This window comes from Flavobacterium soyae, assembly GCF_045348165.1.
Taxonomy (GTDB): Bacteria; Bacteroidota; Bacteroidia; order Flavobacteriales; family Flavobacteriaceae; genus Flavobacterium; species Flavobacterium soyae.
This window is the reverse complement of record NZ_CP150845.1, coordinates 4533367-4550179: the sequence shown is the minus strand read 5'-3', so window position 1 is coordinate 4550179 and position 16813 is coordinate 4533367. Positions and strand designations below refer to the sequence as shown.

The window sequence follows — 16813 nt, the reverse complement described above, 5'->3', positions numbered from 1 at the left end:
TCGAGAGATATTAAAAAAGAAAATATTTTGCTCTTAAACTTTACAAAATACTAACCAATAACCAATAATTCAGATATGAAAAAGCTCTTTTTATTAACCTTTATATCTTTTATTTTCCAGAATGTTTCTTCGCAAAATAAAGTTGTAGAGGTAACCATCGTCAAAACAGAAAATAAAACCATCATCAATAAACATATTTATGGTCATTTTGCAGAACATTTGGGAAAATGCATCTACGGAGGGCTTTTTGTGGGAGAAGACAGTAATATTTCGAATACAAAAGGTGTTCGTAACGATATCATTAAAGCATTGAAAGACTTAAAAGTTCCTAATCTTCGCTGGCCTGGAGGATGTTTTGCCGATACTTATCATTGGAAAGATGGAATTGGCCCTAAAAAAGACAGACCAAGTATTGTAAATCGCTGGTGGGGAGGAACTGTAGAAGACAATAGTTTTGGAACTAATGAATTTTTAGATATGTGCGAAGTTCTGGGAGCAGAACCTTATTTGGCAGGAAATGTTGGCAGCGGATCTCCTCGTGAACTAGAAGAATGGGTTCAGTACGTAAATTATGAATCAGGCTCTCCAATGTCAGAATTAAGAAAGAAAAACGGCAGAGAAAAGCCTTGGAAAGTCACTCTTTGGGGAGTTGGAAATGAAATGTGGGGATGCGGCGGAAATATGACGGCAGAATTTTATGCTAATTTATACAGACAGTATGCTACTTTTATGCCAGATGGAAAAGGGGATAAAAAGCTATTTAGGATAGCCTCGGGTGCAAATGGCGACGATTATCACTGGACAGAAGTTTTAATGCGTGACATTCCTAAAGGATTAGTAGAAGCTGTCGCATTACATTGGTACTCGGTTAGCAATTGGGAAAAGAAAGGATCATCTGTAAAATTTGATGAAAACCAGTATTTTGAGACCATGAAAGCGGCCATTAAAATGGAAGAGCTGGTTCAAAAACATACTGAAATTATGGATAAATACGATCCGGAAAAGAAAGTTGCCTTGATAGTTGATGAGTGGGGAGGATGGTATGATACCGAGGAAGGAGCAAGCGCATTATATCAGCAAAATACTATGAGAGATGCTATGATTGCTGGTGTAACCCTTAATGTGTTTAACAATCATGCCGATAGAGTAAAGGGAGCAAATTTGGCTCAAATAGTAAACGTTTTACAGGCAGTAATTTTGACTGATAAAGAAAAAATGGTACTTACGCCTACTTATCACGTAATGAAAATGTATAATGTACATCAGGATGCCCAGCTGATTCCTTTAAAAATTGAATCTCCAAAGTATGTTTTTGATAATAAAGAATTACCGGCGGTTTCTGTTTCAGCTTCAAAAGATAAAGCAGGTTTAACTCATATTTCACTTGTGAATATTGATTTAAAGAAAGAAAACAAAGTTAAAATTGATTTAAAAGAACTAGGAATCAAAAACATTAAAGGATTAGTACTGTCTTCTTCAAAAGTTCAGGATTATAATACTTTTGAGAATCCAGACAAGATCGCTCCGGTTGTTTTTAATAAATTTTCTATAAAGAATGATATTTTAGAAGTCACGATTCCGCCTTTTTCTGTTGTAGTTTTAGAAGGGAAATAAAAGTGCCGATTGATGAATAAATTGCAATTATGGTATCGCTATACTTTCACAATGAAATGAAGTATAGCGATACCATAATTCATTAAAGAGATTATAGATAGACTAAACATTTATTATATTTGAATTATAACCCGCGATTTCAACCGTGGGATACTGAGATGAAAATTCTGCTAATCATTTTAAAATGAAAAAACACACAAGAAAGCTGTACGCCTATATTTTTGTAATATTTTGGATTTTTTCTTTCCAAAGTATTATAGGACAGTCCTCTTATGTTTTTCATCATTTAGAGACCAGTGAAGGTCTTTCAAATAATAATGTAAGAACAATTCTAAGGGATAGTTACGGGTTTCTTTGGGTAGGTACAGAGTCTGGGTTAAATCGATATGACGGATATGAATTTAAGGTTTTTGCAATGCATCCCAGTGTCTCCAATGCTTTGCCTACTGATGATATACTAGGATTGCAGGAGGATGGCTTAGGAAATATATGGATTGATTTAGGATATGCCTATATGGTATATAAAAGAGATAAAGATTCTTTTTTATCAGGAACCAAAGAGTTGTTGTTAACTCTGGGAATAAAGTCAGATAATAGCGCTAAAATTTTTGTTGATAAAGATAAAAATCTGTGGATATTTAACAAAAAGAAAGTTTTTTTTCATAATATCAAGAAAAAAACAACAGCTGTATTCAAATCAAAAATCTCTTTAAATAAAGATATTTCTATTACTGATAATGGTGAGTTTCTTTATGCAATTGATGATTCAGGTACCTGTTTGAAATTGAATAGAAAGACAGGAGTTTTTACATTTGTAGCTTTACCTAATTTTATAAAGCAAGACGTTGCTAATGCGAATGGTACAATTTATAGTGACAGTAAAAAAGGTTTATGGCTTTATTCTTATAAAAACGAACAAGTTTTCTATAAAAAAAACGCAGATGAAGAGTGGAAAAGTTATAAATTAATTTCAGGATTAAAAACGGTAAGCAATGCTATAAGCAGTATCAGCGAAAATCAATTTGGACAAATCTGGATAGGAACAGATCACAAAGGATTGTTTGTGTACGATAAAGAACAAGACTTGTTTAAAAATGTAGTATACAATCCGTGGATAGAGACAGGTTTGGCCTCAAACAGTGTGTCGTGTCTTTACAAGGATAATAATGAAACCATATGGGTGGGGTATAATAAAAAAGGGCTTTCGTTTTATCATGAAAGTTTCCGGAATTTCATCAATTTCAGACACCCTGAATGCTCGGATGTCAGCTCTATGATGGAAGATTATCATGGAAACATTTGGTTAGGAACAGATGGAAATGGATTATATATAAAAGAAAAAAACTCAGAAATCGTTAGGAAGCTCCCTCTTCCAAACATGGCAATAATTTCCATACTCGAAGACAAGAAAAAACGTATTTGGTTTGGGACTTATCAAAAAGGGCTATTTTGTTATGAAAATGGCAAAATAACCCAATATACAACCAAGAACAGTAAATTAACCAGTAACAATATTTGGAGTTTAAAAGAAGACAGAAATGGAAATGTATGGATAGGATCATTAGGCGGTAAAATTCAGGTGCTGCAATCCGGCTCTGATAATTTTAGTTCTGTAATTACACCATTTGATTATACAGTTTATGTTCAGGATATGTTTTATGATGGCGGCGATAAAATGTATATTGGTACTGTATATGGTATTATAGTCATCGATATCCTAAATTACAAAGACACCTTCTATCAAGGGAATAAAAAAGGAAATCAGTCTTTTGCCCAAAATAATCAAGTTTCAAATATTTATAAAGATAAACGAGGCCTTTTATGGTTAGGCAGTAACGAAGGGCTCACCATTTGGAATAAAACAAAAGATAAGCTTTATTACATTAACAAAGAGAAAGGACTATGTGATAATTCAATAAAAGGTATAATTGAAGATAATCTTAATAATATTTGGGTAACTACAAGTAATGGTCTTTCGATACTGACAGTTACTTCTGCAACAAACGGAGAATTTACTTTTTCAAGTAAAAATTATTCTGTTAAGGATGGTCTTATGGATAATTATTTTAACAGCCATGCCATTTGCAAATTACAAAATGGAGATATCCTGCTGGGCAATGCAGTAGGATACACTATTTTGAATCCAAATAAAATGTCTGAAAAAGACCAATCCAGGGCAAAAGTAATTTTTACCGGGCTTACTGTAGGAAACAATACGATTCAGGTAGATTCATTTTATGACGGAAGAAAATTACTTGATAGGACAATACAGTTAACCAACCAGTTAAATTTTAAGCATGATGATAAACTTATTTCTTTACAATTTACTACAGGAGATTTATTAAGTGCAGATAAGGTAAAATATGTTTATCAAATTGAGGGCTTTGATACACAATGGATGCCGACTCAAAGAAATAAAATAGTTATATCCTCTCTTCCAACAGGGCATTACAAACTTTTGATAAAAGCCCGTAACAGTGATGGCGTCTGGAATAACGTTCCTACTGAATTATCTATAACTGTAATGCCTCCTTTTTATTTTTCAATTTGGGCTTTTATTATATATGCAATCTTAATTATTGGTATGCTGATATTCTTAGTTCGTAAAACAAAAGAACGCCATCTTATAAATATGGAACAGCAGCGTGTTCAAATGGATCATGAGAAAGAAATACACATTAATGAAATAAAGCTGAAATTCTTTACCAATATCAGCCACGATTTACGCACGCCCCTTACGCTCATTATTACACCTTTGCAGATATTATTGAAAGATACGGCAAATGAAAATATGAAGAAAAAGCTGAGTGTTATGTATAAAAATGCACAACAGCTGATGACATTAATAAATTCACTGCTTGATTTTCATAAACTGGATGTTGGTGTAGAAAGATTGAATTTAAAGCCGGGTGATTTTGTTAATTTTATTAGTGAAATTTATACATCATTTTGTGTTTATGCAGAAGAGCGTAATATCAGCTTTCTCTTTTTCAATGATTTGAAAAGTTTAACAATGCAGTTTGATCAGGATAAAATTCAAAAAATATTGATCAATATACTTTCAAATGCATTCAAATATACTTTAGACGGAGGTACAATTAGTATTCACATAAAGCAGGAGAATGGTAATGTCTGCGTTAGTGTTTCTGACTCCGGTTCCGGAATTAGTGATGAAGAAAAGAAATATATTTTTGAACGATTTTACCAAGCACAGCAAGAACAGGAAAAAACAGGGGCAGGTATCGGATTACATATTGTAAACGAATATATCAATCTTCATGGAGGTACAATAACCGTTACAGATAATGTACCGCAAGGCAGTATTTTTACTTTTAAAATTCCAATTAAAGTAGTTGAAGATGATACTGAAGAAAAATATTCGGCACAAAATCTATTAAAGGAATTCGAAGAGGAAGAAGAGGAACAAAACAATATGCCTGCAAGTAAAAAAGTATTATTATTTGTAGATGATAACAATGATTTTTGTGAGTTTATTCAAGATAACCTTAAAGAGGTATATACTGTAATAACGGCTAATAATGGAGAAGAGGCAATAGAATTACTGCATAAGTTTAATGTAACAATTATTGTAAGTGATGTAATGATGCCTATTATGAATGGAATAGAACTTTGTAAAAAGGTAAAATCCAATATTCATTGGTCTCATATTCCGGTGATTCTATTAACAGCCCGTACTGCCGATGAACATATAGAGGAAGGGCTGGAGCTTGGCGCTGATGATTATATTACTAAACCTTTTAATTTTAACCTGCTAAAACTGCGCATTCAAAAATTTGTCGAATGGACGGAGAAAAGCCATGTCTCGTTTAGTCAAAAACTAGATGTGTCACCGGCAGAAATTACTATTACTTCGCTGGATGAGACTCTTATAGAAAATGCTATTAGAATTGTAGAAGAAAATATAAATAACATTGAATTTTCTGTTGAAACCCTGAGTACGGCTTTAGGTTTAAGCCGTGGCCATTTATATAAAAAATTAATGGCTATTACAGGCAAAGGCCCAACTGAATTTATTCGAACAATTCGATTGAAACGCGGACGCCAGCTTCTTGAAAAAAGCCAGCTGCAGATTGCCGAAATAGCGTATGAAGTTGGATTTAATTCCCCAAAAAGATTTGCGAAGTATTTTCGCGAAGAATTTGGTTCTTTACCTTCGGAGTATTTACGTATCTACAAAAATAGCCACAAGAATAATCTATAATTGTTGATTTATAGAATGTTTTAGTTCCTGCAGGATTTTTTAAAACTTTGCAGGTTTAATCTTTTGCACTTCAAAAACTCAAGGTTAAAAAAATACGTTGCAGGAAAACTCAGGAAATACAAATACTGTTTTTCAACTTCAATTTAGTCTTTAATTATAATTGAGTTTTTTCGCTGGAATTGATCTGCAAACCAGCTAATAATCCCTTCTTAGAATACATCAAATCTTTTTTAAAAATTTAAATGTATTCTGTTAAATATAACACACGTCTTTTTGTCTTCACAACCCTGTTTTTTGGATATAATAAATTATCATTATTAAAATAGCAATTTATTATAATATTAAATGAGTTAATGAAATAAATTTTGTAGTTTTTTTATGATAATTGCAGTAATTGCAACAATTGATACAGTCTTTTGATACATAATGCACCATAGTTTAATGTTACTTTATTGTTAATTTGTTCTTAAATATGACAAAAAAAAGCATTTACTCACGAGGTAAAAAGTTGAAAATATTTCATGATAAAATGCTTTTTCGAGTAAACCACTTTAAACTAACCTAACCAAAATTTATTATGAACAAAAAACACGTGATTCAGCGTTTTGTAAAAGACAAGAAGCTCTTTAGTAAGTACCTCCTTTTGGTAATGCTTTTTTCGTTTGGAGCAGTATCGGCTCAAAATAATGACGGAAAAATTACCGGTATTGTCCTGGACGAATTAAACCAGCCTGTTTTAGGGGCTAATATTTATGTACCAGCATCCAGGAAAAGTATAATAGCTGACCAAAATGGTCAATTTGCTATTGACGCAAAAATAGGGGAAACACTAGAGATTAGTTACATTGGATATGTAACTCAAAAAGCAAAAATAACCGGAAGCAAACTAACAATTCATTTAAAGGTAGATGTAAGGTCTTTAGAAGAAGTAGTAGTAATTGGTTACGGTAAAGCAAAAAGAAAAGATCTTACCGGAGCAATATCATCAATATCAGGAGATGAGCTTCGTCGAACACAGCCTGTAACAATCGATCAGGCACTGCAGGGTAAAGTGCCTGGTGTTGTGGTACAGCAAACATCTGGTCAGCCTGGAGGAGGTGTCAGCGTGCAAATACGCGGTTTATCCTCTTTTGGAAATAATTCACCACTGTATGTTATAGACGGTGTTATTATTGGGCAGGGCTTTGCAGGTGTAGATGGAACTAACCCGCTGGCAACCATTAACCCTTCGGATGTTGAATCTATCGATGTCCTAAAAGATGCATCGGCAACTGCTATTTATGGTTCGCAGGCTACTAACGGTGTAATTGTTATATCTACAAAAAGAGGTAAAGAAGGTGCTCCAAAAATAACCTTTGATTATAGTACGGGGTTTCAATCGTTAATGAAGAAGTATCCTACAATGAATTTACAGGAATATGCCACTTTTATTAATGATCGAAATCAAGGTATTGGCTGGGGTTTTGACGCAAGACCTGAATTAGCGAACCCACAGTATTTAGGTAAAGGAACAGACTGGCAGGACGAATTATTCAGAGTCGCTCCAATCACCAATTATGTACTAACTTTAAGCGGAGGGAATGAGAAAACACAGTATTTGCTGTCTGGATCTTATTTCGATCAGGAAGGGATATCTCTTGGGTCTGAATTTGCCAGAGGTTCCGTAAGGTTAAACCTAGATAACAAGACAACCAACTGGTTAAAAATTGGAACTAGTATACAACTAACGCGTATTAATGAGAATGTAAATTCAACTAATACAGGTGTTATTTCACAAGCATTAGGACAAACTCCGGATATTCCCTTAAAAAATCCTGACGGTTCTTTTGCAGGAGGAGAAAGTACAAACGGATGGGTTAGAAATTTAGTTAACCCGGTTGCCCTGGCAGCAATGAACAAAAACGACCTTAGAAGAAATCAGTTGTTTGCAAATTTCTATGCTGATATAGCATTTACAAAAGATTTATCTTTTAGAAATGAAATATCAGGAAGTTATTCTTATAACACGACAGACAGATTTAGCCCTAAATATAAGTTTGGAAATACGGAGAGACTAGAGAATGAGGCAACTTATGGTTACGATCAAAACTATTATACCACTTTTAGAAGCTTTTTAACTTACGCTAAAGTATTTAAAAGCAAATATAATGTCAATGTTTTGGCAGGACATGAGGCTCAATGGTCAGAGTATGAAAATGTTTCGGCAACAAGAAAAAATTTCATTTCAAATAGTGTTACTAACATAAGCAGTGGTGACATTGGTACTGCTACCAATAGCGGAACCAGAGGAGATGGAGCACAGGAATCTTATTTCGGACGTGTTAATTTTATTTATAACGATAAATATTTGTTTACCGGTAATATCCGTGCAGATGGTTCTTCGAAGTTCTCTCCTGAAAACCGCTGGGTAACTACTTATTCAGGAGCCCTTTCGTGGAAATTAAATAATGAGAATTTTTTAAAGAATTCAAAAATTGTCAATGAATTAAAATTAAGGGTAAGTTATGGTTTTACTAATAATCAAAATATTAGAAACAATGCTTATTTATCTACATTAGGTTCAGTTGCAACTTCTTTATCTGGTGTATCACAGCTGACAGCCAGTTTAGGAAATCCTTTAGTTGAATGGGAAAAAACAGAATATAGTAATGCCGGAATTGATGGAAGATTTTTTGGATGGAAACTTAATTTTTCTTTTGATGTTTATAATCGTTTAACAGACGGATTGTTAATGAAAATTCCGTTACCACTTTATTCCGGAACAAACGTTGGATATTCTCCGGGAGCAATTGATGCCCCAGATGTTAATATAGGTTCTGTTAGAAACAGAGGATTTGATTTTGGAATAAACACAACAAATATATCTACCAAGAGCTTTAGCTGGAATACAGACTTTACGCTGTCTCATAATGAGAACAAAGTATTAAAGTTAAATACCGATGGAGCATCATTACCAGGATACAATGGAGGTGATGTGGTTACTAACACTGTAGTAGGAAGATCTATGGGGAATTTTTACGGCTATCAGGTTGAAGGTGTATTTGCAAACGCATCAGATTTTGATTTTACCAATAACAATGCGCTTGGCCACACCCATGGTATGCCTACAAATACTGATGGCAGCCGTTTACCGGTTACACCAAATTCCGGAGGGGTATGGTATGGTGACCTTAAATTTAAAGACATAAACGGAGATGGTATTATTACTGAAAAAGACCAGACATTTCTAGGTTCTTCTATTCCTAAATTCCAGTTCGGTTTTGGTAATACATTTAAATATCTGGGCTTCGATTTAAATATATTCTTTAGTGGTAATTATGGAAACAAAGTATTAAACGGAATGAGGGTTAACGGAGATAATCCTTTAGCACAATACGGTTACCTAAAATCATTAAACGATCACGCAAGATTAGCTTTAATAGATCCTAATGGTTCGGCCAGTGATGTCAATAACGTATATGTTACCAATCCTAATACTACAATAGTTGGAGTTAAAAATAATGACAGTAACCGTAACAATCGTTTCTCTGACAGATATCTTGAAGACGGCTCTTTTATTAGATGCAAGAATATTACTTTAGGTTATACAGTTCCCGAAAATGCATTAAAAAAGATGTACATAAGCTCTTTACGATTGTACTTTAATGTTACCAATGCCTTTCTTGTTACAAAATACAAAGGTTTAGATCCCGAAGTTGGTTCATGGAATCCATTACAAACAGGAATTGATAATGGTTTTTATCCACAACCAAGAGTATTCACTTTTGGACTTACCCTGGGTTTAACCAAATAACTAATAAAACTTACGTATTATGAAACTAATAAATATAAAACCGATTTATATGGTGTTTGCTATATTTTTTATAGTAAGCAGCTGCCAGGATGATTTTCTTGACCGACCTTCTCAATCAGAGACAAGCACAGAGAATTTTTACAAAACAAAAGATGAACTTAGATTAGCCACAGCTGGACTTTACGGAGGTAAAGCATGGTTTCAGTGGAATACAAATCCATACCTTATGCTTGGCGATATATTGAGTGGTAACTTACTGGCCGCCTGGTATAATGATGCAGTACAGCTAAATACTTTTACGCTTTCAGGGTCTAATGGTATCTTAGTAGGGGGCTGGACAGGATTATACATTATAGGTGCACATTGTAATGTTACAATTGAAGCTATAAATAAAAACACTCCGGCATCAGTATCTCAGGCTGATAAAAATGCAGCAATAGCCGAAGCGAGATTTATCCGCGCTATGGCTTATTACCATCTTGCCATACTATGGGGTGATGTGCCAATTATTGAAGATAACATCAAGTTAGTAAAATCGCCATTAGTAAATAGAAATAAGGTAGAAGATGTTTACAAATTTGTAGTAAACGATTTAACTTTTGCTGCAGAAAACCTTCCTGCTTCTGATGTACCGGGAAGAGTTACATCCTGGTCAGCAAAAAGTATGTTAAGTAAGGTGTATTTAACAATGGCGGGATTAGGACAATCAGGAGGTAATCGTAATCAGGCATATTTAGACCTTGCCAAAAAATATGCAAAAGATGTAGTCGAAAACAGTGGTTTAACCTTACTTCCAAGTTATTCAGATCTTTTTAAAACGAAATTTAATGATAATAAAGAATCATTATTTGCCCTGCAATGGGCTGCCACTTCAGGATGGGGTATAGGAAACCAATTATTGACACACTCACCAAGTAATGATATCAACCCGGGAAAAGAAGGAGCCTGGACTCCGCTGGGGCCTACTTATGATTTATATAATCAGTATACCGCACAGGATTCAATAAGACGAAAAACGACTTTTATGCTGCCGGGAGATCATTATGCAGAGTTAAATGCTGCAGGCGGTGGTTATAACGCTACATCTGCGGCTATGAAAAAACACATTATAGGAAACGGAGCAGATAACAATACGCCGGCAATGACATACTTAGGTTCGATAGAACATAATTATATATTAAGATTGGCAGATGTTTACTTAATATATGCTGATGCCATCCTTGGTAATAATGCCGCTACAAGCGACCCTAATGCATTATTGTATTTTAATAAGGTAAGGAACCGTGCCGGAGTTGACCCGGTAACCGTTCTTGATGCCGATATTATTTTTAAAGAAAGAAGAATCGAATTTGCCTGTGAAGGACAATTTTGGTATGATTTGGTAAGACTCTCTTACTACAATCCTGTAAAAGCGATAGATATTCTTAACAATCAAAAAAGAGTATTGTTTAATTATTCAAATGGAGAAGCCACGCCCAACGATCCTGTTGGAAATATTTCTCCCGCTACTCAATCTACTTTCAGGTTACAATTGCCAGCTTCAGAGATAGTTGCTAACCCTAAATTAGCTGAACCTGCAGTTCCTTATTATTAATATAAAGAAAGAATCAAGATGAAAAATATAATTTATAAACACATCCGTCTATTATCGACGCTCAGCATAATCTTAATTATTACTTCGATGACTTCTTGTAATAATGATGATGATAATGCATCTGGAACAGGTCCTGTTATTACAGAGATAAGAAATTATGCCGCTTCGCCAAATGATACCCTGGTTGATAAAATAGTCCCTGGTCAATGGATCGTAATCACAGGTAAAAATTTAAAGAGCGCTACAAAAATCACTTTTAATGGTATACCTGCAGATTTTAATGCTGGTTTGTTTTCAAATACTTATGCAGCTGTTCAGGTGCCGGCGGTAATACCATTCCCGTCAGTTCCTGCAAATAAACTTAATACTATTCAATACACTACATCAGTAGGAACAACAACTTTTGCTTTCAGCATTGTTGCCGGACCGCCTGCGCTTGTTAGTATTTCAAACGAAAATCCGGTTGAAGGAGATCTGGTTACCCTATCTGGATCAAATTTATTCCTTATAAACGAAATTAGTTTTGGAGGAAAAATAATTACTGATTACACAGCTGCAGTTGATGGAAAGAGCATTAGTTTCGTAATGCCTAATGTCACAACAAGTGCACCTTTAAATATAATTACAGCTTCAGGCACAGTTACTACAACATTCAATGTGAATGATGTAACTACAAAATCTTTATGTAATTTTGATAATGTAAATACTTTTAGCTGGGGCTGCGCTACAAGTAACAGCAATGTTGATTTCCCCGGAAATCATGGATATTTTGCAGTTCTGGATCATGGTACACTAGGTCCTAATAATGGTACATGGTGGGAATGGGGACGCAGTATTAACGTCAATTCCGGTCAGTGGGTTTCAGCACAGGATCTTGCAGACCCAGTTGCAGATTATGCAGTAAAATTTGAAATCAATGTTCCTGGTGAATGGAATGGAACTACGATTCAGATAACAAGAAATTATGATTTCTATGCAAAGTATGAGCCTTGGAAAGCTAATGATAAAATTGTTTCGTACACTACTAAAGGAAAATGGGTTACGGTTACGATTCCATTATCAGATTTCAAAAAAGACGGAGCTCAGGCATCGAGTTTAACAGAGTTATTAGGGGCTTCCGGATCTGGCGAATTTCATATTCAGGCAGTTTCAGGTTCTAAAGCAACTGTAACTGGTCTGCGTGCTGCTGTTGATAATATTAGAGTTGTAAAAATCAATTAATAATGCAAATCAAGAGTTGAAATGTGCCTTTAGGCACTAAATATTGGTAGCAATTAGGTTTGAAATTCGTTGGCGTGCCGTAGGTACGCAACAAAAAGACAACTATTGCATACCTATGTTTTTAACCCTTGATTTAGCATTAATAGTTAAAAAAAACTAAGGCCTGCGATGATTCAATAAAAACTGAGTTTTTCCGCAGGTCTTACATTAAAATTTATTTATCCTAAAAACAAAAAAATGAATATAAAAATTTCAGTGAAACTCAGTTTGTCTATAGTATTCTATATACTATTTTCATCTTGTCTGATGGCTCAGGAAAATTATGTATCACCCGTTAGGGAAGGTAACGAACCGGTTACAGCTGGGAAATTTGCCCCAACCTGGCAGTCATTGCAGCAATATAAAACTCCTGAGTGGTTCCGTAATGCCAAGTTTGGTATTTGGGCTCATTGGGGGCCGCAGTGCCAGCCTGAACAAGGTGACTGGTTTGGGAGATTTATGTATAACGAAGGCGGTGACCAATACAAATGGTTTGTTGAACATTACGGACATCCATCAAAAGTTGGGTTTAAAGAAATTATTAATGACTGGAAAGCCCAAAACTGGGACCCTGAAAAACTGGTAGCACTTTACAAAAGGGCAGGAGCTCAGTATTTCTTTGCCATGGCAAATCATCATGACAACCTGGATTTGTGGGACAGTAAATATCAGGAGTGGAACTCGGTACGTGTAGGGCCTAAAAAAGATATTATGACTGGCTGGTCAAAAGCAGCAAAAAAATACGGACTTCCATTCGGGATAAGCGTTCATGCTACTCATGCATGGACATGGTTTGAGACATCGCAGAGATCAGATACCAGCGGACCATTTGCGGGAATTCCGTATGATGGAAAACTTACAAAAGCCGATGGTAAAGGAAAATGGTGGGAAGGACTTGATCCGCAGGAACTTTATGCCCAAAATCATCCTTTCAGTTTAAACAGTGATAAAGATTTATTTGCGCTGTGGGGTCAGTGGAATTGGGACAATGGTGCGTCAATACCTTCACAGGCTTACTGCGAAAAATTCTATAATAGGACAATAGATCTTATTAATAAGTACAATCCCGATTTGCTTTATTTTGATGATACCGCCCTGCCGCTTTACCCTGTAAGTGATGCGGGATTAAAAATTGCGGCTGATTTCTATAACCGTAATATGGCTGCTCACAACGATAAGCTGGAGGCTGTACTGTTTGGAAAAATGCTGACTAATGAACAAAAAAAGTGTATGGTATGGGATGTAGAGAGAGGTGCTCCGGATAAAATCGAAGATTTGCCATGGCAAACCTGTACGTGTATCGGAGACTGGCACTACAGTAAATCAGTTTATGATAACAATGGGTACAAATCTGCCGCTACAGTAATTCACATGCTGGTTGACATTGTTAGTAAAAATGGAAATCTGCTGCTTAATATTCCTGTTAAGGGAGACGGTACTATTGATGATAAGGAAGTTGCAATTCTTGAAAAAATAGCAGCCTGGATGGATGTAAACAAAGAAAGTATTTTTGATACACGTCCGTGGAAACAATATGGAGAAGGCCCTGTTTCAGATGCCATAAAACCTGATAAAGACCAAAGCTTTAGTGAGGGAAAAGTAAAATTGTCGGCTAATGATATCCGTTATAATCAAAAAGGGAATATTCTTTATGCAACCCTTTTAGGAGTGCCTTCTGATAATATTAGTTTGAAACTGCTTGGTAAGAATAAATATAACGGTAAAATTAAGAGTATTGAAATCCTTGGAAGTAAAGAGAAACTTTCCTGGAAACAATCGGGCGATTCATTGGTAATTACAAAACCAAAAGTGATCCCGAACGATATTGCCATAGTATTAAAAATAAAATAATAATATACGAATTGGCTATAGCCGGCAAATAACAAAATCACTTTTACTTAATAACAAATTAATAATTATAAAAAATGCCAATCTCATTTAAACGTTATTGCAAAACCATGGAACTGCTTAATGATGCTGCATTAATTGAAACATATAAAAAGGCGCATGCAAAAGGGGCAGCGTGGCCGGAAATAACCCAGGGAATGAAAGAAGTGGGAATTATCGATATGGAAATCTATCTTATGGGAACAAGGCTTTTCATGATTATGGACACTGTAGCCGATTTCAATCACGACAAGGCAATGCAGGAACTGGCCGCAAAACCGAGACAAAGCGAATGGGAAGCGCATATGGCACAATTTCAGGACACGTCTGCCGAGGCAACAGCAAACCAGAAATGGCAGTTGATGGAACGAATTTACGAAATGGACAAATAATAAACTATACGCCTAAAAAAAGTTATAATAGTAATAAATAAAATTAGATATGGATATGAAATTTACGTTTTTAAAAAAGTGTTTTTTTGTAGTAAGCTTTTGCGGCCTTGCTAGTACAGTAACTTTAGCTCAGAATGTTCAGATTACGGTAGATGCTGCTGTAAACAAAAAAAAGGTATCGCCATACATTTACGGAAAAAATGATTTTTTAGACAAACCAGCCCAATTTTACAAAGATGCAGGTTTACGTTTTTCCCGTCTGAATGGAGGTAATAATGCATCAGCCTATAACTGGCAGGCAAAACTGGCTGTTCATCCTGACTGGTATAACAACGTTTATGCTGCTGATTGGGATGCACCTGCACAGAATATTACTAATAATTTTCCTGATATGCAGGGCATGTTTGCCTTTCAGCTGTTAGGCAGGGTTGCATCCAATGCCAATAATAATTTCAATGACTGGGGATATAACCAGGCACAGTATTGGTCTGGTGTTCATCAGAATTTGGCCGGAGGAGGAACTCCTAATACAAGCGGAGGAGGTACTGCCTTAGTCGATGGAAATCCCGAGTTGTTCAGCAAGCCATGGCCAGCTGATTCTTCGGTAGGAATTCTTAATGATTGGTTTGGAGCTAATGGGAAAGGCTATAACAAAGATCAGTTTGTATACTGGAACATGGACAATGAGGTAGATATATGGAACGGAACGCACGACTGGGCTATGCCAACTCAGTTATCGGCTTCTGCTTTTATGGATCGTTATATAGAATTAGCCAAGAAAGCAAAAGCGATATACCCTGGTATTAAACTTTGCGGACCTGTTACAACCTCTGAATGGCAATGGTACAAATGGTCAAATGAAAGTATATACGTCAATGGCAGATATTATCCATGGATTGAGTATTTCATAAAACGCCTTGGCGACGAATATAAAGCAACGGGTATTAAACTGGTAGACGTATTAGATATTCACAATTACCCTTCGTATAACGGTGATGATGCCGCAGCTTTGCAGGGGCACCGAATTTATTATGATACAAATTATGATTATCCGGGTTCAAATGGTGTTAAAACAAGTACTGGCGGATGGGATACCTCACTTACAAAACAATACATTTTCAAGCGTGTTGAGGACTGGCTGACAGAACATTTTGGCGCAAACCATGGCATCACTACAGGAGTAAGCGAATGGGGTACAATGTCAAGTAGCAACCCAAGCCTTGAATCTGTTATATATGCTTCACATTTAGGGACATTTGCCAACAATGGCGTTGAATTGTTCAGCCCATGGAACTGGTCTGTAGGTATGTGGGAAACGCTGCACCTTTTTAGCCGTTATGCAAAAGATTATAGTGTTTCAAGTACTTCTTCACTTGAAAACACGGTTTCGGCTTACACTACAGTAAACCAGGCAGCAGATGCGATGACTGTAATTATTGTGAATAAAGATATGAATGCATCACGCACTGTAACAGTAAACCTTAACAACTTTGCTGTCGAAAATGGAAATTTTGAAACATTACAGATTTCCGGGCTTCCGGCAGCGGAAACTTTCGTATCTCATACGACTAATGCATTAAAAAAGAACACCGTAAATGTTAATTCAAATTCATTTACAGTTACGGTACCCGCTTTGTCAACTACAGCTGTTTTGATTAAAACATCCACATTGTCGGTTGATAAAGTAAGCGCACTGCCAGGCAGCGGAGGAGTAATGATTTACCCTAATCCGGTAAACGATAAACTGAATATAAAATTTGATTCGGCGATTACTGAACCAACCCAAATAGCTATATATAATATTGCAGGACAAAAACTAAAAGTTTTTACTGTAAATAGCGGGCAAGAGCTGCATACGCTGGATGTGAGTGGACTTTCTGCCGGCTCGTATTTTTTATCAGTAAAAAACAACAGCTATAAAAAAAGCATCCCTTTTATTATTGCGCGATAAAATCAATTTAAAAGTTAGCCAGCTCATGACATTTTATTTTAACACATAGAAAGATAGACTATAATCTCTCAAAAAAGGCGTTTCACTTAATTGAAATGTA

At 35.5% G+C, this 16813-nt stretch carries 8 protein-coding genes; all 8 read left to right on the top strand.

The features are described 5' to 3' along the window. Positions 1-75: 75 nt before the first annotated feature. The gene (locus AABD74_RS18925; RefSeq protein ID WP_406843937.1) at positions 76-1614 is read left to right on the top strand and encodes an alpha-N-arabinofuranosidase; all 1539 of its coding nucleotides are present in this window, start codon (positions 76-78) and stop codon (positions 1612-1614) included. A 184-nt stretch (positions 1615-1798) separates the two neighbouring features. Then, complete coding sequence (locus AABD74_RS18920; protein WP_406843936.1) at positions 1799-5836, top strand: two-component regulator propeller domain-containing protein; 4038 nt, start codon at positions 1799-1801, stop codon at positions 5834-5836. Between the two features lie 577 nt (positions 5837-6413). Continuing rightward, positions 6414-9629 carry a SusC/RagA family TonB-linked outer membrane protein gene (locus tag AABD74_RS18915; protein WP_406843935.1) on the top strand — a complete coding sequence of 1072 codons (3216 nt, stop codon included), beginning with the start codon at positions 6414-6416 and terminating at the stop codon, positions 9627-9629. 19 nt (positions 9630-9648) lie between these two features. Further along, on the top strand, positions 9649-11223 hold the full coding sequence (locus tag AABD74_RS18910; RefSeq protein ID WP_406843934.1) for a RagB/SusD family nutrient uptake outer membrane protein: 1575 nt from the start codon (positions 9649-9651) through the stop codon (positions 11221-11223). Positions 11224-11241: 18 nt separating this feature from the next. Further along, positions 11242-12444 carry a glycan-binding surface protein gene (locus AABD74_RS18905; protein WP_406843933.1) on the top strand — a complete coding sequence of 401 codons (1203 nt, stop codon included), beginning with the start codon at positions 11242-11244 and terminating at the stop codon, positions 12442-12444. A 237-nt stretch (positions 12445-12681) separates the two neighbouring features. Continuing rightward, entirely contained in the window at positions 12682-14334 is a 1653-nt protein-coding gene (locus AABD74_RS18900) for an alpha-L-fucosidase (protein WP_406843932.1), read from the top strand. A 74-nt stretch (positions 14335-14408) separates the two neighbouring features. Beyond that, positions 14409-14762 (top strand): L-rhamnose mutarotase, encoded by a 354-nt coding sequence (locus AABD74_RS18895; protein WP_406843931.1) that lies wholly within the window; start codon positions 14409-14411, stop codon positions 14760-14762. 55 nt (positions 14763-14817) lie between these two features. After that, positions 14818-16713, top strand: a complete 1896-nt coding sequence (locus AABD74_RS18890; protein WP_406843930.1) for a glycoside hydrolase family 44 protein — start codon at positions 14818-14820, stop codon at positions 16711-16713. Positions 16714-16813: the final 100 nt, after the last annotated feature.

Bases quoted from the DNA above. Each gene is read 5' to 3' on its own strand.
- AABD74_RS18925 (WP_406843937.1), top strand. From the start codon at position 76: ATGAAAAAGCTCTTTTTATTAACCTTTATATCTTTTATTTTCCAGAAT.
- AABD74_RS18920 (WP_406843936.1), top strand. From the start codon at position 1,799: ATGAAAAAACACACAAGAAAGCTGTACGCCTATATTTTTGTAATATTT.
- AABD74_RS18915 (WP_406843935.1), top strand. From the start codon at position 6,414: ATGAACAAAAAACACGTGATTCAGCGTTTTGTAAAAGACAAGAAGCTC.
- AABD74_RS18910 (WP_406843934.1), top strand. From the start codon at position 9,649: ATGAAACTAATAAATATAAAACCGATTTATATGGTGTTTGCTATATTT.
- AABD74_RS18905 (WP_406843933.1), top strand. From the start codon at position 11,242: ATGAAAAATATAATTTATAAACACATCCGTCTATTATCGACGCTCAGC.
- AABD74_RS18900 (WP_406843932.1), top strand. From the start codon at position 12,682: ATGAATATAAAAATTTCAGTGAAACTCAGTTTGTCTATAGTATTCTAT.
- AABD74_RS18895 (WP_406843931.1), top strand. From the start codon at position 14,409: ATGCCAATCTCATTTAAACGTTATTGCAAAACCATGGAACTGCTTAAT.
- AABD74_RS18890 (WP_406843930.1), top strand. From the start codon at position 14,818: ATGAAATTTACGTTTTTAAAAAAGTGTTTTTTTGTAGTAAGCTTTTGC.